The organism is Streptomyces sp. NPDC026538 (assembly GCF_055567535.1).
The window spans coordinates 495,322-513,437 of sequence record NZ_JBVHQG010000005.1 but is presented as its reverse complement, the minus strand read 5'-3'; the positions used below and the strand labels follow the sequence as shown (position 1 = coordinate 513,437).

General features: G+C 71.3%; 18 protein-coding genes. 11 read left to right on the top strand and 7 right to left on the bottom strand.

Going from position 1 to position 18,116, the window contains the following annotated elements; genetic code table 11:
• The first annotated feature begins 125 nt into the window (after positions 1–125).
• From ACZ4N4_RS22805 to ACZ4N4_RS22795, 3 genes are all read left to right on the top strand, one after another.
• Positions 126–767 carry a TetR/AcrR family transcriptional regulator gene (locus tag ACZ4N4_RS22805; protein ID WP_453570826.1) on the top strand — a complete coding sequence of 214 codons (642 nt, stop codon included), beginning with the start codon at positions 126–128 and terminating at the stop codon, positions 765–767.
• A gap of 150 nt (positions 768–917) precedes the next feature.
• The gene (locus ACZ4N4_RS22800; RefSeq protein ID WP_046730492.1) at positions 918–1,145 is read left to right on the top strand and encodes a DUF3107 domain-containing protein; all 228 of its coding nucleotides are present in this window, start codon (positions 918–920) and stop codon (positions 1,143–1,145) included.
• Between the two features lie 174 nt (positions 1,146–1,319).
• On the top strand, positions 1,320–1,592 hold the full coding sequence (locus ACZ4N4_RS22795) for a hypothetical protein (RefSeq protein ID WP_453570824.1): 273 nt from the start codon (positions 1,320–1,322) through the stop codon (positions 1,590–1,592).
• A 149-nt stretch (positions 1,593–1,741) separates the two neighbouring features.
• On the opposite strand, the gene ACZ4N4_RS22790 is transcribed toward ACZ4N4_RS22795, so the two are convergent.
• A complete protein-coding gene (locus tag ACZ4N4_RS22790; protein WP_467591487.1) occupies positions 1,742–2,488 on the bottom strand; it encodes a ferritin-like fold-containing protein in 747 nt (248 codons plus the stop codon).
• A 558-nt stretch (positions 2,489–3,046) separates the two neighbouring features.
• Here ACZ4N4_RS22790 and ACZ4N4_RS22785 point away from each other — a divergent pair.
• Together ACZ4N4_RS22785 and ACZ4N4_RS22780 are read left to right on the top strand one after the other, a co-directional pair.
• On the top strand, positions 3,047–5,599 hold the full coding sequence (locus ACZ4N4_RS22785) for a DEAD/DEAH box helicase (protein WP_467591484.1): 2,553 nt from the start codon (positions 3,047–3,049) through the stop codon (positions 5,597–5,599).
• Between the two features lie 432 nt (positions 5,600–6,031).
• On the top strand, positions 6,032–6,919 hold the full coding sequence (locus tag ACZ4N4_RS22780; RefSeq protein WP_467591480.1) for an alpha/beta fold hydrolase: 888 nt from the start codon (positions 6,032–6,034) through the stop codon (positions 6,917–6,919).
• A gap of 149 nt (positions 6,920–7,068) precedes the next feature.
• Here the strand turns inward: ACZ4N4_RS22780 and ACZ4N4_RS22775 are convergent, their stop codons facing one another.
• On the bottom strand, positions 7,069–7,971 hold the full coding sequence (locus ACZ4N4_RS22775) for an NYN domain-containing protein (RefSeq protein ID WP_453571050.1): 903 nt from the start codon (positions 7,969–7,971) through the stop codon (positions 7,069–7,071).
• Positions 7,972–8,132: 161 nt separating this feature from the next.
• Here ACZ4N4_RS22775 and ACZ4N4_RS22770 point away from each other — a divergent pair, with 161 nt between their 5' ends.
• Entirely contained in the window at positions 8,133–8,285 is a 153-nt protein-coding gene (locus tag ACZ4N4_RS22770; RefSeq protein ID WP_351704745.1) for a hypothetical protein, read from the top strand.
• 154 nt (positions 8,286–8,439) lie between these two features.
• Here ACZ4N4_RS22770 and ACZ4N4_RS22765 read toward each other — a convergent pair whose 3' ends face one another.
• The 3 genes from ACZ4N4_RS22765 to ACZ4N4_RS22755 all read right to left on the bottom strand — a co-directional run bounded on the left by ACZ4N4_RS22765 (position 8,440) and on the right by ACZ4N4_RS22755 (position 10,814).
• Positions 8,440–9,045, bottom strand: coding sequence for a MarC family protein (locus ACZ4N4_RS22765; RefSeq protein WP_450754934.1), 606 nt, complete (start codon positions 9,043–9,045; stop codon positions 8,440–8,442).
• 137 nt (positions 9,046–9,182) lie between these two features.
• Positions 9,183–10,040 carry a PHP domain-containing protein gene (locus ACZ4N4_RS22760; RefSeq protein WP_453570816.1) on the bottom strand — a complete coding sequence of 286 codons (858 nt, stop codon included), beginning with the start codon at positions 10,038–10,040 and terminating at the stop codon, positions 9,183–9,185.
• A 132-nt stretch (positions 10,041–10,172) separates the two neighbouring features.
• The gene (locus ACZ4N4_RS22755) at positions 10,173–10,814 is read right to left on the bottom strand and encodes a DUF6758 family protein (RefSeq protein WP_450754930.1); all 642 of its coding nucleotides are present in this window, start codon (positions 10,812–10,814) and stop codon (positions 10,173–10,175) included.
• Between the two features lie 172 nt (positions 10,815–10,986).
• Here ACZ4N4_RS22755 and ACZ4N4_RS22750 point away from each other — a divergent pair, with 172 nt between their 5' ends.
• Entirely contained in the window at positions 10,987–12,222 is a 1,236-nt protein-coding gene (locus ACZ4N4_RS22750; RefSeq protein WP_467591475.1) for an MFS transporter, read from the top strand.
• Positions 12,223–12,265: 43 nt separating this feature from the next.
• Here ACZ4N4_RS22750 and ACZ4N4_RS22745 read toward each other — a convergent pair whose 3' ends face one another.
• Positions 12,266–12,862: a suppressor of fused domain protein gene (locus ACZ4N4_RS22745; RefSeq protein ID WP_467591472.1), complete on the bottom strand. Its 597-nt coding sequence runs from the start codon at positions 12,860–12,862 to the stop codon at positions 12,266–12,268.
• Between the two features lie 486 nt (positions 12,863–13,348).
• On the opposite strand from ACZ4N4_RS22745, the gene ACZ4N4_RS22740 reads away from it, so the two are divergent.
• Together ACZ4N4_RS22740 and ACZ4N4_RS22735 are read left to right on the top strand one after the other, a co-directional pair.
• Complete coding sequence (locus ACZ4N4_RS22740; protein WP_467591469.1) at positions 13,349–14,479, top strand: magnesium and cobalt transport protein CorA; 1,131 nt, start codon at positions 13,349–13,351, stop codon at positions 14,477–14,479.
• Positions 14,480–14,488: 9 nt separating this feature from the next.
• Entirely contained in the window at positions 14,489–15,001 is a 513-nt protein-coding gene (locus ACZ4N4_RS22735) for a hypothetical protein (RefSeq protein WP_467591466.1), read from the top strand.
• Between the two features lie 279 nt (positions 15,002–15,280).
• Here the strand turns inward: ACZ4N4_RS22735 and ACZ4N4_RS22730 are convergent, their stop codons facing one another.
• Positions 15,281–16,012: a hypothetical protein gene (locus ACZ4N4_RS22730; protein ID WP_467591463.1), complete on the bottom strand. Its 732-nt coding sequence runs from the start codon at positions 16,010–16,012 to the stop codon at positions 15,281–15,283.
• A 199-nt stretch (positions 16,013–16,211) separates the two neighbouring features.
• On the opposite strand from ACZ4N4_RS22730, the gene ACZ4N4_RS22725 reads away from it, so the two are divergent.
• Positions 16,212–17,507 carry a magnesium transporter MgtE N-terminal domain-containing protein gene (locus ACZ4N4_RS22725; RefSeq protein WP_453570793.1) on the top strand — a complete coding sequence of 432 codons (1,296 nt, stop codon included), beginning with the start codon at positions 16,212–16,214 and terminating at the stop codon, positions 17,505–17,507.
• Positions 17,497–18,084: a DUF1003 domain-containing protein gene (locus ACZ4N4_RS22720; protein ID WP_453570791.1), complete on the top strand. Its 588-nt coding sequence runs from the start codon at positions 17,497–17,499 to the stop codon at positions 18,082–18,084. Before ACZ4N4_RS22725 ends, ACZ4N4_RS22720 begins: the two co-directional genes overlap by 11 nt.
• Positions 18,085–18,116 lie beyond the last annotated feature (32 nt).

The following is an 18,116-nucleotide window of genomic DNA, read 5'->3' as shown; positions in this document are numbered from 1 at the left end:
CCCGGTGCGGCTTTCGCCGTCGTCCGGTACGTGAAATTCTGCGCTCGCACCGCGCACGGCACGGTTACCGAAAAGTACGATGGCCGGGCGGCGTAATCCGCATGTGGACGATTTTGGGAGGCGGCGTGACAGCCATCGAGCAGACAGAGGCGGCGCGCCCGCGGGGCACGCGCCTGCCGCGCCGTGCCCGTCGGAACCAGTTGCTGGGCGCCGCCCAGGAAGTTTTCGTCGCGCAGGGGTATCACGCGGCCGCGATGGACGACATCGCCGAACGCGCCGGTGTCAGCAAGCCGGTGCTGTACCAGCACTTCCCGGGCAAGCTCGACCTCTACCTGGCCCTGCTGGACCAGCACTGCGACGCCCTGATCCAGGCGGTCCGGGGCGCGCTCGCGTCGACGACCGACAACAAGCAGCGCGTCCGGGCGACCATGGACGCGTACTTCGCGTACGTCGAGGACGACGGTGGCGCCTTCCGCCTCGTCTTCGAGTCCGACCTGACGAACGAGCCCGCGGTGCGCGAGCGCGTCGACAAGGTCACCACCGAGTGCGCCGAGGCGATCTGCGACGTGATCGCCGAGGACACCGGCCTCTCGCGCGCCGAGTCGATGCTGCTGGCCTCCGGCCTCGGCGGCCTCGCCCAGGTGGTGGCGCGCTCCTGGCTGCACAGCGACCGCAGCGTCCCGCGCGACCAGGCGGTGCAGTTGCTGGCCTCGCTGGCCTGGCGGGGCATCGCCGGCTTCCCGCTGCACGGCACCGACCACCACTGAGGCGTCACGGGCCTGTCGGCACGAAATTCCCGTTCGCTGTTCGCTCCTGGCGTGCACGCCCGCAGCGTGTACGTCCCCTTACCGGGCTAATGTGTGCAGCGTACGGCGCGGAAGGTCGCGCACTTAACTGACCGTCGGAGGGACATAGCCGTGGAGGTCAAGATCGGCGTGCAGCACGCGCCCCGCGAGATCGTGCTGGAGAGCGGTCTCAACGCCGAGGAGGTCGAGCGCCTCGTCGCCGACGCGCTGGCCGGCAAGTCGCAGGTGCTGTCCCTGGAGGACGAGCGCGGCCGCAAGGTGCTGGTCCCGACGGACCGCCTGGCGTACATCGAGCTCGGCGAGCCGACGGTGCGCAAGGTGGGCTTCAGCGCGGTCTAGCCACAGCAGCACGGAGGGGCCCGTCGGACGTCTGTCCGACGGGCCCCTCCGTCGTGTCCGCTTTCCACATCCGGTCCACAAGTCACCCACAGAGGAGGATTGCATTCCGCAGGTCACGGGTATGACGGCCTACGACCGTGAAGCACCGGCCGACCGTGGGAGGGACCCCTCGTGATGCTGCTGGAAGCCCTAGGATCCGCACTGCTCGGCCTGGCCCTTTCGTGGGCTGCGGCCAGCCGCCTTTCCCACCGTCTTCCGGCCCGCCCCCTGGTGTTCTCCACGGGTGTCGCGGGAGCTCTCTTCGGCGACTTCGTCACCCACAGCGCGCTCGGCCCCGACACGGTCCTGGTGAGCCTTCTGGGTGCCGCGATCGTCGCGGCGGCCTCCCTCTCGCTGCTGCTCCGCCCGGCGGGCCGCCACCTGCGCCGACGATCGATCCCGGCGTAACGCCGAGCGCCGCCGAGGACGTTCAGACGCCGAAGACCTGCAAGCGCCCCGAGCCGAAGCGCCCCGGAAGGGGGCGGGGAACCGCGCGACCAGCCACCACGCACCCGCAGCCGCGCAACTCCCCCTGGTTCCCCCAGGCGCACAGAGCGCTAGGCGGCCAAGCCCAGCGCGGCCATCCGCTTCGTGTGCGCCTCGGTGATCCGCGAGAACATCCGCCCCACCTCGGCGAGGTCGAACCCGTCGGCCACCCCGCCCACCAGCATGGTCGACAGCGCGTCCCGGTCGGCGACCACCCGCTGGGACTGCGACAGCGCCTCGCCCATCAGCCGCCGCGCCCACAGCGCCAGCCGGCCCCCCACACGAGGGTCGGCGTCGATGGCCGCCCGCACCCTGTCCACGGCGAATCCGGCATGCCCGGTGTCGTCGAGCACGGCAAGCACCAGCTCGCGCGTGTCCATGTCCAGCCGGGCCGCGACCTCCCGGTAGAAGTCGCTGGCGATCGAGTCGCCGACGTACGCCTTGACGAGGCCTTCCAGCCAGTCCGACGGCGCCGTCTGCCGGTGGAAGCCGTCGAGGGCCGCGACGAACGGCTCCATCGCCTGCGTCGCGTCCTCGCCGATCTCCGTCAGCCGGTTCCGCAGCCGCTCGAAGTGCTGGAACTCGGCCGACGCCATCTTCGCCAGCTCGGCCTTGTCCACCAGCGAGGGCGCCAGCTTGGCGTCCTCCGCGAGGCGCTCGAACGCCGCGAGCTCGCCGTACGCGAGGGCGCCGAGCAGGTCCACGACCGCGGCACGGTACTGCGGGTCGGCGGCCGCCTGCGCCCAGTCCTGGGCGGCGACACCGGTCGGTTCGGCGGAGGCGGTCTCAGGCTTGTCAGAGCTCGTCATGAAGCGCACAATAGCCCGCCCGCGGCCCCCGGGAAGCCCCGGGGAAGGCCCCGGACTTCTCGGGGAAGCCCCGAGAAGTCCCGGACAAGTAACCGAGAAGCCGCTGGTCAACCGCTGTGACTACCACGACGTGACCGAATCGGCCATCGCATGTGCACGATTCCGGGGTATGGTGGTAATGCGCCTGCTGGTACGCCGTCGTATTCGGACGTACCTCGACAGGCCGCACGTATGAGGATGCCCGGTCGGTGGCCCGATCGGCTCCGACCCGACAGCCCTCCCGGCGCGTACGGCACATCGCGTACGACGACCGGAGGGACACCTCAGCGGTACGAGCGCTAGAGCGTTGGTAGAGGTCCCGTGTCATACGGCGTGCCCCACACGGCGGCCGTAAGGCAGCCGACGTCCCCCGGCACGGTCCGTCAAAGACCCCCGCGCTCGCCTCGGACCGCGACACACAGAAGAGGCAGCACCCTGACTACGACGTTTCGAGAACTCGGGATCCTTCCCGAGACCGCCGAGGCCCTGGAAGCCGTCGGCATCATCAACCCCTTCCCCATCCAGGAGATGACGCTCCCGGTCGCCCTGTCCGGCACCGACGTCATCGGCCAGGCCAAGACCGGCACCGGCAAGACCCTCGGTTTCGGTCTGCCGCTCCTGGAGCGCGTGACCGTCCCCGCCGACGTGGAGGCCGGACGCGCCGCCCCCGAGGCCCTCACCGACGCCCCGCAGGCGCTCGTCGTCGTCCCGACGCGCGAGCTCTGCACCCAGGTCACCAACGACCTGCTGACGGCCGGCAAGGTCCGTAACGTACGCGTGGTCGCCATCTACGGCGGCCGGGCCTACGAGCCGCAGGTCGAGGCCCTGAAGAAGGGCGTCGACGTCGTCGTCGGCACCCCGGGCCGGCTCCTGGACCTCGCGGGCCAGAAGAAGCTGAACCTGAAGCACATCAAGTCGCTCGTCCTGGACGAGGCCGACGAGATGCTCGACCTGGGCTTCCTGCCCGACGTCGAGAAGATCATCAACATGCTCCCGGCCAGGCGCCAGACCATGCTGTTCTCGGCGACCATGCCGGGTGCGGTCATCGGTCTCGCCCGCCGCTACATGTCGCAGCCCACGCACATCCGCGCCACCGCGCCGGACGACACGGGCGCGACCGTCGCGAACACCAAGCAGTTCGTCTACCGCGCGCACTCCATGGACAAGCCGGAGATGATCGCCCGCATACTGCAGGCCGACGGCCGCGGACTGGCGATGATCTTCTGCCGGACCAAGCGCACGGCCGCCGACATCGCCGAGCAGCTCCAGCACCGCGGGTTCGCCTCCGGCGCGGTCCACGGCGACCTCGGCCAGGGCGCTCGCGAGCAGGCGCTGCGTGCCTTCCGCAACGGCAAGGTGGACGTCCTCGTCTGCACCGACGTGGCCGCGCGCGGCATCGACGTCGAGGGCGTCACCCACGTCATCAACTACCAGTCCCCCGAGGACGAGAAGACGTATCTGCACCGCATCGGCCGTACGGGCCGCGCGGGCGCGAAGGGTACGGCGATCACCTTCGTCGACTGGGACGACATCCCGCGCTGGCAGCTCATCAACAAGGCGCTGGAGCTGGGCTTCCCCGAACCGGTGGAGACCTACTCGACCTCCCCGCACTTCTTCGAGGAGCTCAAGATCCCGGCCGGCACCAAGGGTGTCCTGCCGCGTTCCGAGCGCACCCGGGCCGGGCTCGAGGCGGAGGAGCTGGAGGACCTGGGCGAGACCGGCGGCCGTGGTGGCCGGGGTCGCGGTGGCCGGGACGACCGTCGCGACCGGGGCGCGCCGCGCTCCGAGGAGCGCGAGCGTTCGGCCCGCACCCCGCGCCGCCGCCGTCGCACCCGCGCCGGTTCGGCGCTGGACCCGGCATCCGGTACGACGTCCTCGGCGCCGGTCGCCGAGTCCGCGTCCCCCGCCGCCGAGTCCGTCACGGCGTCGGAGCCCGCGGGTTCCCGCACCCCGCGCCGTCGTCGCCGTACGCGCGGCGGGGCGTCGCCGGAGCCGGTGGCGGCCGCCGCCCCGGAGACCGTGACGCCCGAGGCGGTCGTGGAGACCGTCGAGGCCGTGGTGGAGACCGTCGCGCCGGAGAAGCCGCGTCGCCGTCGGACCCGCAAGTCCGCGGAGGCCACGGTGACGCCGGCCGAGGTCACGGAGGCTCCGCAGGAGACCGCCGAGACCATCCAGGCCGTCGAGGCCCCGGTGACACCGGTCCGCCGCCGCACCCGCAAGGCCGCTGAGCCGGCCGAGGCCGTGGTGACCGCGCCCGAGCCCGAGGTCGCCGAGGTCGCCGAGGCCAAGCCGCGTCGCACCCGCAAGACCGCGGCCGCCGCCCAGACGGCGGTGGACACGGCCGAGGCAACCGAGGCCAAGCCGCGCCGGACCCGCAAGACGGCAGCCGCCGCCGAAGCGGCCGTCGACACCGCCGAGGCCGTCGAGGCCAAGCCCCGCCGCACCCGCAAGGCCGCTGCCGCCGCTCCGGCGACGGCCGAGGCCGAGGCCGCGACGGAGACGGAGGTCGCCAAGCCGCGCCGGACCCGCAAGACGGCAGCCGCCGCCGAAGCGGCCGTCGACACGGCCGAGGCAACCGAGGCCAAGCCGCGCCGGACCCGGAAGACGGCCGCCGCCACCGAGTCGGTCGCCGCCACGGAGACCGCCGAGGTCGCCGAGGCCAAGCCGCGCCGCACCCGCAAGACCGCGGCCGCCGCCCAGACGGCGGTGGACACGGCCGAGGCCACCGAGGCCAAGCCCCGCCGGACCCGCAAGACGGCAGCCGCCGCCCCGGAGACCGCGCAGTTCGCCGAGGTCGCCGAGGCCAAGCCGCGCCGGACCCGGAAGGCCGCCGAGGCCGCCGTCGACACCGTCGAAGGCGCCGAGGTCAAGCCCCGCCGGACCCGCAAGACGGCCGCTGCCGCCGGTGCGGAGATTCCGGCGCAGGCCAGCGGGGAGCCTGAGGTCAAGCCGAGGCGTCGTACCACCCGGAAGGCGGCCGAGTCCGTCGAGGCGGTCGGCACCGCCGACGCGGCCGACGCGGAGGCGAAGCCGAAGGCCCGCCGGACCCGGAAGGCCGCCGCGGCGGCTCCCGAGGCCTGAGCACCTCACCGAACGGCCCGGCCCACCCTGTGTGGACCGGGCCGTTCGGCGTTCCCGGCCCGGGTCCCCCGCCCGCCTCCACCGCCAGGCGCCCGCCCGCCTCCACCGCCTGCCGCAGGCCGCAGGCCGCGTCCCGCCTCCCGCCTGCCGCCGTCTGACGCATAACGTCTGCCGCCTGAGTTCCGCCGCCCACCTCCACCGTCTATCGTCCGCCGCCCACCTCCACCGTCTATCGTCCGCCGCCCACCTCCACCGCCTACCGCCCGCCTCCCGTCCGCCGTCCGACTCCACCACCTACCGCCCGACTCCACCGCCTACCGCTCGCCGCCCACCTCCGCCCATCGCCCGCCTCCGCCGCCCACCGCCTACCGTCGCCGCGGGATTCATCCGCCGGCTTCCGGGGCGTCGCGGTGCGACGGATAACCTCTCCCCATGAGCAGGCCTCGTACCTTTGTCCCGCCCGTCGGTGCGCGCGCGTACGCGCTCGCCACCGCGCGAGGTGAGTTCGCCGTCATCGACGCCCCCCCGGCCGCCGGGACCGAGTCCAAGGGGACCGCGCTGCTGCTGCCCGGGTTCACCGGCAGCAAGGAGGACTTCAACCCGCTGCACGAGGCGCTGGGCGCGCGCGGGTACCGGACCGTCGCGGTGGACGGCCGTGGGCAGTTCGAGTCGGACGGCCCGGAGCACGACGAATCGGCTTACGCCCAGGAGGAGTTGGCGCGGGACGTGCTCGCGCAGGCGGCCGCGGTCGGCGACGGCCGGCCCGTGCATCTGCTGGGGCACTCCCTCGGCGGTCAGATCGCGCGCGCGGCCGTGCTCCTCGACCACACGCCGTTCCGCTCGCTGACGTTGATGTCCTCGGGCCCGGCGCAGATCTCCGTTCCCCAGCAGCAGCGGGTGAAGCTGCTGCGGGACGCGCTCGCGGTGCTGCCGATGGCCGAGGTGTGGGAGGCCATGCAGGCCATGGAGGCGCCGGAGGAGTTGGTCGAGGGCGACTCGGAGGATCAGGCCCACCGGGAGGACCAGGAGGATCTGCGGCGCCGCTGGCTGGGCAACAAGCCGGCCCAACTCCTGGCAGCCGGACGTCAGTTGTGCACCGAGCCGGACCGCGTCGACGCACTCGCCGCCGTACCGCTGCCGTTCCACGTGCTGTCGGGGGCGCGGGACGACACCTGGCCGGTGCCGCTGTTGGACGAGATGGCGCTACGGCTGCGCGCGCACCGGACGGTCATCGCGGGTGCCGAGCACTCCCCCAACACCGACCGGCCGGCCCCCACCGCCGAGGCGATCGCCGCCTTCTGGGACGGCGCGATCGGCTAGGGCGCGTGCGCCGGATCATCCGCGGACGCGGGGTGCGGATCACGCCGCATGCCGCAGGCACGGGGTGCGGATCACGCCGCCGACGCGAGGGCGTGGCACCGCTGGTTTCCTGTGGCCTGGCCCGCCGGACGGGCCCTGGTCGCGAACGGCTAGTACTGCGTCTGAAGGTGCTCCCAGAAGCCGTCCCGGAGGGCTCGACGCAGGTCGGCCTGGCCGCGCAGCGAGTACTGGAGCAGGGCCTCGGCCTCGACGAGGAGGTCCTGGTCGACGGGGCCCGGCAGGTAGGGATGGCCGGGCAGCAGCTCGACGAGCGCCTCACTGCCCCGCGAGGACAGCCACTTCGCGGCGATCTGCGCGCCGACGAAACGGACGTCCTCCCGGCTGGGTCTGGTGCCGCCGGCCTCGTAGGCGTGGGCGGTGCGCCGGGCGACGTACGGCTTGAAGAACTCGAGGTCGAGGGTGCGTTGGCTGTCGACCTCCCAGAGCAGCGGCTCGGCCTGGTTACGGCCCTCGGGCGCCTCGATGCCCCAGAGGTGGACACGGGCGCCGTAGCCCTGGGCCGCCTCGACCGCGGAGACCAGGTCCTCGTCGCCGCCGAGCAGGGCCGCGTCGCTGATGGCGCGGTGCCGGGCGAGTGACTCGAGGTCCGTACGGATCAGGGAGTCGACGCCCTTCTGCTGGTTGTTGGCGTTGAGGTTGCCGAGCCGGACCTTGACGTCGGGCAGTTCGGCGATGGTCTGCTGCTCGGCGGTGTGGATGCGGCGGCGGGCGCCGTCGTACCAGTAGACGCGCAGCAGCCGGCTGTCCGCGAAGATCTGGCGTGCCTTGTCGATGAGCGCCTCGATCAGGCCCTCGGCGTCGAGGTCGAAGGCGCGGCGGTCCTCCGTCCCTGCGACGAGCCGGCCCGTGGCCGCGTAGAGGTAGCCCGCGTCGACGAAGATCGCGTGGGTCGAAGGGGTCTTCGCCACTTCGGCGAGCATGCGGGTGAGCAGCTCGTTCGTGCGATCGATGCGGGCCTGGAGGGCGGCGAGGTCGTCGTTCATCGCCTCCATTGTCCCGGCGGTCACGCTGCGAACACAACCGGTCCCGGTCAGTCTCCCGGACGACTCTTACCGGTCGGTAATTAGGCGTTCGAAAATTTTCTTTAGCCAAGGGAATGTTTGTAACACGCAAGCCGTTGACTCAGAGGAACACAAGACGAAGGGAGAGGCAGATGCGCTTCGAAATCAGGCGACTGGACGAAGTCGACGGCACCACCGTGGACTGCACCGTCGTGGACGCCGCCTCCGTCAACAGGATCGTCCAGCAGGCCGCCGCCATCGGGCAGCGACTGTGGATCCGACCGGCCGAGAACCAGGCTTCGTAAGAGACGAGAACCAGGCCTCGTAAGGGATACGAGACCCGAGCCACGACAGACGACACACCACGAGACACAACAACGCGCGGAGCACCGCAGAGTCTTCGGAACCCCCGCACGGCACGAGGCCGTGCGGGGGTTCCGCGTCTGTCCGGCCGCCCGGCTACGCGCCCTTGATCACCTGGGTGACGCCGTTGATGATCTGCTGCACCGCGATCGCGGAGAGCATCATGCCCGCGAGCCGCGTCACCAGCACCACGCCACCGTCCTTGATGACCCGGATGATCAGCAGCGAGTACCGCATCACCAGCCACAGCACGACATGGATGGCCAGGATCGCGGCCCACACGGACACCTGGGCGGAGACGCTGTCCGCCTTCTGCACGGCGAGGATCACCGACACGATCGCGCCGGGCCCCGCCAGCAGCGGCATGCCCAGGGGCACCAGCGCCACGTTGACGTCCTTGGTCTGCTTCGGCTCGTCGTTCTTGCCGGTGAGCAGGTCGAGGGCGATCAGCAGGAGCAGCAGCCCGCCCGCGATCATCAGCGCTGGTACGGAGACATGCAGGTAGTCGAGGATCTGGTGGCCCAGGAGCCCGAAGACGGTGATCACCCCGCCCGCCACGCAGACGGCCTGGAAGGCCATCCGCCGCTGGACCTTGCCGGGCCGGCCGGAGGTGAGGGCGAGGAAGATCGGGGTGATCCCAGGGGGATCCATGATGACGAACAGGGTCAGGAAGAGGGAGCCGAAGACGGCGACGTCGAACATGCGTGAGCCTTGTGCCTAGGTCGGCGCTGCGGGCGGTTGTGCCGCAGGGCGATGGGAGTCACCACGCGCCGCGAGCCCGGCCCGGGAGAGGGCGGGCCCGACTCTCCGCGCGGGGAATTCGGGAACGGGGGTGAGCCTCAGCGTCCGCCGGTCCCCGGGACGGGGAACGCGCCGGTGGCACGGCGCGTGATCTCCCCGTACACCTCGGGGTCGGTCGTGTACTCGCCCAGCGCCACCGTCTTGCGGCTGCCGTGGTAGTCCGAGGACCCGGTGACCAGCAGCCCCAGCTCCGCGGCCAGCCCGCGCAGCCGGGCCCGGGTGTCGGCGTCGTGGTCCATGTGGTCGACCTCGATACCGTCGAGGCCGGCCGCGGCCAGCTCGGCGATCGCCGACTCGGGCACCGTACGCCCGCGCTCGGCGGCCGCCGGATGCGCGAACACGCACACCCCGCCGGCCTGCTTGACCAGCCGGATCACCGCGAAGGGGTCGGTCTCGTGCTTCTCCACGAAGGCCCGCCCGCCGTCGGCCAGCCACTCCTTCGTGAACGCGTCGCTCACGGTCGGTACGACACCCAGCTCGACCAGCGCGGAGGCGACATGCGGCCGCCCCACGGAACCGTCGCCGGCGATCCGCCGCACCTGCTCCCAGGTGACCGGCACGCCCAGCCCGTTCAGCTTGGCGACCATGCCCTGGGCGCGCGGCACCCGGTCGTCGCGGACCAGCTCGCGCTCGGCGAGCAGCTCGGGCTCCTCAGGGTCGAAGAGGTAGGCCAGCATGTGCATGGAGACGCCGTCGATACGGCAGGACAGCTCGGCCCCGGTGACCAGGGTGAGACCCTCGGGCAGCGCGGCGACGGCCTCGGCATGGCCCCGGGTGGTGTCGTGGTCGGTCAGCGCGACGACGTCGAGACCGGCAGCGGCGGCGTTCCGCACCAGCTCGGCCGGGCTGTCCGTACCGTCGGACGCGGTGGAGTGGCAGTGCAGATCGATACGCACGACGCGGACTCCAGGCGGGACGGGACGGAAGGGACGCGTCAAGGATAGCGGCCGGGAGCGGATGCCCTGTCACACCCGAAAGCCGGGGGCGCCCCGTACAGGCAGGTCACAGGCAGCCCCTGCTCGCACGCACTAGGGCTCCAGCAGGCGCGGCGACAACGCTCCGCAGGGCACCAGGTCCACCTCCGCGCCCGCGTCCCGCAGATCCGTGAGCACCAGCTCGTCGTACATCAGCAATCCGGTCTGCTCGGGCCACACCACCGCCCAGAGCCACATCCCCCGGGCCTCGCCCGCGAAGACGGCTCTGTCGTCCGGCGCTCCCGGTACATGCCACAGCGGCGCCGGCCGGCCGGCGGCGAGCACCTTCGCCTGCGGCGGCTTCTCCACGTCCATCGAGGGCCCGGGATCCGGTCCGTCGATGCCCGCGTACCGGGCGCCGAGGCCGACCCCCAGCTCCTCGGCGACCAGGATCATCTCCCCTACGCCGCCGAGCGGCGCGGGTCCGGAGCAGGCGACGGCGGTCGCGCGCCCACCGCTGCGGTCGTCACCGGCGCAGGCCACACCTGTGAACAGCCAGCCGACCGGCAGCGGCCAGGGCATCCACACCGGCACCTGGGTGCGGTGCACCACGACATCGAGGGCCTCGACGCTGGGCGGGATCACGGGCTGTACCGGATGCACGGTCCCGTGCACCTCGCACTGCCAGGTGTCGGCGAAGAGGCCGGGAGCCCTGACCCGGCCACCGCACTTCGGGCAACTGGGTTCGCCCCTCATAGGGCCCCACGGTCCTACCCGGAATCCCCCACGTCAAGGACGATCACCCGTCCGGGCGGAACCGGTCACCGGATGGAGTTAGATGCATCTTGCATTAATTAGCCACCCTAACTTACTATGTGTATACACCAACCAAATCGGCGTGAGCAGACCAGAGCTGCGGAGGAAGCGCATGGCAGAGTCAGCAGAACCGTTCGACGCGGGGGCGGGCACCCTCCTGCGACAGCCGAAGGCCGTGTGGGCGACGGCCGGCGCGTCCGTCGTCGCCTTCATGGGCATCGGACTCGTCGACCCGATCCTGCCCTCCATAGCCAAGGGCCTGGACGCCACGACCAGCCAGGTATCCCTGCTCTTCACCTCGTACTTCCTGATCACCGCCGTGGCGATGCTGCTCACCGGCTTCGTCTCCAGCCGGATCGGCGGCCGCAAGACCCTGCTGCTCGGCCTCGCGTTCGTGGTCGTCTTCGCGGGCCTCGCCGGCACGTCGGACACCGTCGGCCAGCTCGTCGGCTTCCGGGCCGGCTGGGGCCTCGGCAACGCCCTGTTCGTCTCGACGGCGCTCGCCGTCATCGTGGGCGCGGCGGCCGGCGGCAGCGCGGCGGCGATCCTGCTCTACGAGTCCGCGCTCGGCCTCGGCATGGCGTGCGGCCCGCTGCTGGGCGCGGTGCTCGGCAACATCAGCTGGCGCTATCCCTTCTTCGGCACGGCCACCCTGATGGCGGTCGGCTTCCTGTGCATCACCGCGTTCCTGAAGGAGCAGCCCAGGCCCGCCCGCAGGACCTCGGTCCTCGACCCGATCCGGGCGCTCGGCCACGGCGGCCTGGCCTCCGTCGCCGCCTCGGCGTTCTTCTACAACTACACGTTCTTCACCGTGCTGGCCTTCACCCCGTTCGTGCTGGACATGACTCCGTACCGCTCGGGTGCCGTGTTCTTCGCCTGGGGCGTGCTGCTCGCGCTCTTCTCGGTGGTGGTGGCCCCGCGCATGCAGCGGCGGTTCGGCTCGCTGAAGGTGCTGGGCGGCTCACTCGTGCTGCTCGCCGTGGACGTCGTCGTGCTCGGCTACGGCAGCCACGTCGCCGCGATCGTCTGCACGATCCTGTCCGGCGCGTTCATCGGCGTGAACAACACCGTCTACACCGAACTGGCCCTCGGCGTGTCGGACGCGCCACGCCCGGTGGCGAGCGCGGGCTACAACTTCGTCCGCTGGTTCGCCGCCGCGGCCGCCCCCTACTTCGCGCCGAAGATCGAGGAGTGGACCGACATCCACATCCCGTTCGTGGTGGCGGCGGTCACCGCCGTGCTGGGCGCGGTGGTGGTTCTCGTACGACGGAACGCGCTCGCGCACGAGGTGGCGGAGCTGGCGCCGTCGCACGCCACGGAGGACGGCGTCACCGTCTTCGCCAACTGACTGATTCGGAATGGCCCTTGGTGAGCTTGCTCACCCTCGTGCATCAGTCCAGCGGGACGGACCTGCGGTGCGGATCCCGGAGGTCCGTCCCGTTGGCCAGCCAGCGCTCCTGAAGGGCCTGTGCGCCGTGCACGCGTTTCCAGGCCGCCTCATTCGGGGTCATCGGCAGCAGCGGCAGGAACCGTACGGGATCGAGCGGCTCGTCCAGCGCCAGATCCTCGACGAGGCCGCCCGGCTCGCCGACCAGGACCGAGGTGAAGGGAGCGCCGGGCCACAGCGGCTCGCCGACGTCCAGCGACGCGCCCGGCGCCACGATCAACCCCTCCACCTGCGGAGACGCGGCCAGGACGGCCAGTGCGCGGAGCACCTTGTCGGTCTCGGCGAGCCCGGCGCGGACCGACAGGATCAGTTCGGCGCGGGGCCCCTTGACGGGGTCCGCGAGCGTCGCGGTGGGGTCGGTCATGGGGTGCGCCGACATGCCGAGCGTCGCGTAGCGCAGGACCTTCTCGCCCTGGAGATCCTCCTGGAACCGGAGCACTTCGACGCGGTCCGTGCCGAGGAAGGTGACCGCCGCGCGCGCGTCCGGTTCGCCCAGTGCGGTGGTCAACCGGGCCTCGACCAGAGGAAGAACATCAGCCATGTCGTGAGCATAGAACTCGTCAGTACCGGGCAAAGCAGCGCCTTGACACTGGGGGCTACTGCTACTCTGACCGCGGTGGTTCGGGGCAGCACGCAGAGCGTCGCGGTCAGACCCCGACGCCATGAGGACTCCCTTACGAGGGACCGGCTGGAGGAGGTGGGGCTGTCATGGATCGAAGTCACCCGTGCAGTACCACTCGCTCTTCCGCCCGCTGATTTCGTCTCCTGGTCGGCTGCCGCCTTCACGTTCGCGTTGTCGTTCGGAAGAGCACTTTGTTTTCGCTTGCCTGATCCCTCTGGCCGGTCCGTTCCGGATCTGTCTGGATCCGTTCGTCCGATCCGAATCAGTAGCGAAGTCGCCACCGCAACGGTGCGGTGCTCCCCGCTTTGTGGACGTGCCAAACATCCGCAGTCAGGACGTCCCCATTCCGGGTAGTTCCACCCGTTCGCCGCGGTCTTCCGCTGCCTGTCGCGAAGGAGCCTGCCCATGTCGATGATCCGCGACCTCCGTGCCGTGGTCCGCCCGACCCGCCCCTCCCTGCGCAAGACCCTGCGTGCCGAGACCGGCCCCTACGACACCACCCGCGACCCCGGTACGCCCTCGGCCGTCGTCGACTGCGCCGTCTACCGCAACGGTGCCCGCGTGGAGACGCCCAAGCCGCTGACGCCGCAGGAGGCGATGCGCCAGGTGCGCCGGGACGGCGGGTTCGTGTGGATCGGCCTGCACGAGCCGACCGAGGCCGAATTCGCCGGTATCGCGGGCGAGTTCGGGCTGCACCCGCTGGCGGTGGAGGACGCCGTACAGGCCCACCAGCGCCCCAAGCTCGAGCGCTACGACGACTCCCTCTTCACCGTCTTCAAGACCATCCACTACGTCGAGCACGACCAGCTCACCGCCAACAGCGAGGTCGTGGAGACCGGCGAGGTGATGTGCTTCACCGGCCGGGACTTCTTCATCACCGTCCGGCACGGCGGGCAGGGCTCGCTGCGGGCGCTGCGGCACCGGCTCCAGGACGACCCCGAGCTGCTCGCCAAGGGTCCCTCGGCCGTGCTGCACGCCATCGCCGACCATGTCGTCGACGGCTATGTCGCGGTCGCCGACGCCGTGCAGGACGACATCGACGAGGTGGAGACCGAGGTCTTCTCGCCCGGCCGCAAGGGCGGGGTCTCGCGTGGTGTGGACTCCGCGCGCATCTACCAACTGAAGCGCGAGGTACTGGAGTTCAAGCGCGCGGTGTCGCCGCTGCTGCGTCCCATGCAGCTGCTCAGTGAGCGCCCGATGCGGCTGGTCGACCCCGACATCCAGAAGTACTTCCGGGACGTCGCCGACCACCTCGCCCGCGTCCAGGAGCAGGTCGTCGGCTTCGACGAACTCCTCAACTCCATCCTCCAGGCCAACCTCGCGCAGGCGTCCGTGGCGCAGAACGAGGACATGCGGAAGATCACGGCATGGGCCGCGATCATCGCCGTACCGACGATGGTGTGCGGTGTGTACGGCATGAACTTCAAGTACATGCCGGAGCTGCACTGGAAGTACGGCTACCCGGTGATCATGGGCATCACGGTCTGCATCTGCCTCGGCATCCACCGCACCCTGAAGCGCAACGGCTGGCTCTAGGCTGAGCGCATGACAAGCGAGCTGCTCGGCCAGGCCCTCGTCGAGGAGGCCACGAAGAAGTCCGGCCTCATCTGGGTCCGGGGCGCCGGGGCGCCGGCCGCTCGTGCGGTGTGGCACGCCTGGGCCGACGGGGGCGTGTGCCTGGTCGGTGACGGGAGCGAGCAGCCGCTGACCGGGCTGGCCGACGGGGGGTCGGCCGAGGTGACCGTTCGCAGCAAGGACAAGGGCGGCCGGCTGGTGACCTGGACGGCGACGGTGACGGAGCTGTCCGCCGGCTCCCCCGAGTGGGACGCGGCGGTGGCGGAGCTGAAGGGCAAGCGCCTCAACGCACCCGACGGCGAGGCCATGACGGACCGCTGGGCGAGGGAGTGCCGGGTGCTGCGCCTGTGCCCGACGGGAGCGACGACACCGCTGCCGACGGGAAGCCTGGCGGCGGCTCCGGCGCCGTCCCCGGCGACCACCCGGCACCCGATCCCGGCGGGCCTGCCGAAGCTCCTCGCAAGGCGCAGAAAGCCCAAGTAGCCCGACCCGGACCGAGTCCGGCCCCCCGGCCACCACCGACACGGGCCGAGCCCGGCCCCCCGGCCACCACCATCACGGGCCGAGCCCGGCACCACCCGCCACCACCCGCCACCACCGACACGAGCCGAGCCCGGCACCACCGCCACCACCATCACGAGTCGAGCCCGGCATCGCCGAGCGTCGACGGCGGGGCTGAGCGCCGTCGCGACGGAATCCGGTACCGGCGGAATCGCCTTCCAGCGGCTCGCCGGCCGCGCGCGTCCGCCGCCCCGGTGCCCCCTACGACGTGGGCAGTTGCTTGCCGTAGTCGACCGTCTCGCCCTTTTTCGGCTCGGTGACGCTGAAGGACCTGCCCCAGTCCGTGAAGGTGAGGGTGCCGGCGCCGCCGGCGCGCTCCAGGCGCAGCGGATACGGCTTGCCCTTCAGCGAGACGTCCAACGTGCCGCCGGAGCCGCCGTCGCCGGCGATGCGGATGGTGGGGGTGCCCGACTGTTCGTGGTGGCCGTCGGTCGAGAGGGAACCGTGCAGGGTCAGCAGGCCCGACAGGAGGAGGTCCTTGTCCGTGAAGCCGCTGAACTTCTTGTACGAAGGGTCGCCCTGCGGAACCTTCACGTACTTGCCGTCGAGGGTGCCGGCCGCACTCGTGTCGCTCCCGTCGGCATGGTTCCAGAAGTCCGCGTCGGCCTGCAGGTACAGCGTCGCGCCCACCCGGAGCAGGTGGAAGGTCGAGCCCTTCGACGTGACCGACCCGGTCCCGCCGTCCGCGTTCAGGCGCATGTCCAGCTGGTAGGTACGCCCGCTCGTGACCACGGTCCCCGCCATCCGGACCGTCGCCACCGACGTCGCCGCCGCACGGGTCTTCGACTGGATGACGTCCGGGGCCAGCTTGCCCACCCCGTTGGTGCCCGCGTCCGGATCCTCACTGCACGCCGTGAGGAGGGCCAGCGCGCACATCGCGGTCACCAGTGCGGCGCGGCGAGTACGGCTACGGCCCGGAGCAATCGCGGTCACGGACGGGGCCACCTTTCTGACGGGTCCGGCACGGCGTACCGCAGCGTACCGGTGCCCCACCCGCCCGGCGGAGCCAGTCCGTCCGGACCGCCCACCAGGGCGTATCCGATCGGTACGGGCTAGCCTGAACCCCACCGAGCAGGCGAAAAGGACAGGAAAGTCACCAAGCGGTACTTCGGCAGAAAAAGGAAGCGAAGCCATGGCAGCCGGCGCTCCCCGGATCTTCGTCTCGCACCTCGCCGGTATCGCCGTCTTCGATCCCAACGGCGACCAGGTGGGACGCGTCAGGGACCTCGTCGTCATGCTGCGCGTCGGCCGCAAACCGCCACGGCTGCTCGGCCTGGTCGTCGAACTGTCCACCCGACGCCGCATCTTCCTGCCCATGAACCGGGTGACGAGCATCGAGTCCGGCCAGGTCATCAGCACCGGCGTGCTCAACGTCCGCCGCTTCGAGCAGCGGCCCACCGAGCGCCTGGTCTTCGGTGAACTCCTCGACCGCCGCGTCCAGCTGGTCGAGACCGGCGAGGAGGTCACCGTCCTGGACCTGGGCGCACAGCAGCGGCAGGCCCGCCGGGAGTGGGAGGTCGACCGCGTCTTCGTCCGCAAGGGCCGCACCGGCACCTTCCGGAGGACCAGGGGCGAGTCGCTCACCGTCGACTGGTCGCAGGTCACCGGCTTCTCGCTGGAGGAGCACGGCCAGGGCGCCGAGAGCCTGCTCGCCACCTTCGAGCAACTGCACCCCGCCGACCTCGCCAACGTGCTGCACCACCTCTCCGCCAAGCGCCGCGCCGAGGTGGCCGCCGCGCTGGACGACGACCGCCTCGCCGACGTCCTCGAAGAGCTCCCCGAGGACGACCAGATCGAGATCCTCGGCAAGCTGAAGGAGGAGCGGGCGGCGGACGTCCTGGAGGCCATGGACCCGGACGACGCGGCCGACCTGCTCGCCGAGCTCCCTGAGGAGGACAAGGAGCGGCTGCTGAGCCTGATGCAGCCGGCGGACGCGGCCGAGATGCGGCGGCTGATGTCGTACGAGGAGCACACCGCCGGCGGTCTGATGACGACCGAGCCGATCGTGGTGCGGCCCGACTCCACCGTCGCCGACGCCCTCGCCCGGGTCCGCAACCCCGACCTGTCACCGGCCCTCGCCGCCCAGGTCTACGTCTGCCGCCCGCCCGACGAGACTCCGACCGGCAAGTACCTGGGCACCGTCCACTTCCAGCGCCTGCTGCGCGACCCCCCGTACACCCTGGTCAGTTCGCTCCTCGACGACGACCTGCAACCGCTCGACCCCGAGGCCACGCTGCCGATCATCGCCGGGTTCTTCGCCACGTACGACATGGTCGCGGCGCCCGTGGTGGACGAGACCGGGTCGCTGCTGGGCGCGGTCACCGTCGACGACGTCCTGGACCACATGCTGCCCGAGGACTGGCGGGAGACCGAGTTCCACCTGGACGAGGAGGAGCAGGACAAGGAGGTGGGGAGCCGTGACGCCTGAACGCGAGGGCGGCCGGGAGCGGACACCGTCCGGCGCCACCGCCGCCACCCGGCCGCGTGGACCCCGTCTGGACCAGCCGCGCCCGCCGCGCCGCCGGCTCCTGCCCGAGTGGGACCCGGAGGCCTTCGGCCGGCTCTCCGAGCGCATCGCGCGTTTTCTGGGCACCGGGCGGTTCATCGTCTGGATGACGTTCGTGATCATCGTCTGGGTGCTGTGGAACATCTCGGCGCCCGGCAAGTTCCGCTTCGACCAGTACCCGTTCATCTTCCTGACCCTGGTCCTGTCCCTCCAGGCCTCCTACGCGGCCCCGCTGATCCTGCTCGCGCAGAACAGGCAGGACGACCGCGACCGGGTCAACCTCGAACAGGACCGCAAGCAGAACGAGCGTTCCATCGCCGACACCGAGTACCTGACCCGGGAGATCGCCGCGCTGCGCATGGGCCTGGGCGAGGTGGCGACCCGGGACTGGATCCGTTCCGAGCTGCAGGACCTGCTCAAGGACATGGAGGAGCGACGGGACGGCCACGGCGTATTCCCGGCAGAACGGTCGGCGAGGCGTGACGTAGACGACCGGTGAGGGGCGTTATAGACGCCCTGCGCGTCGCCGTA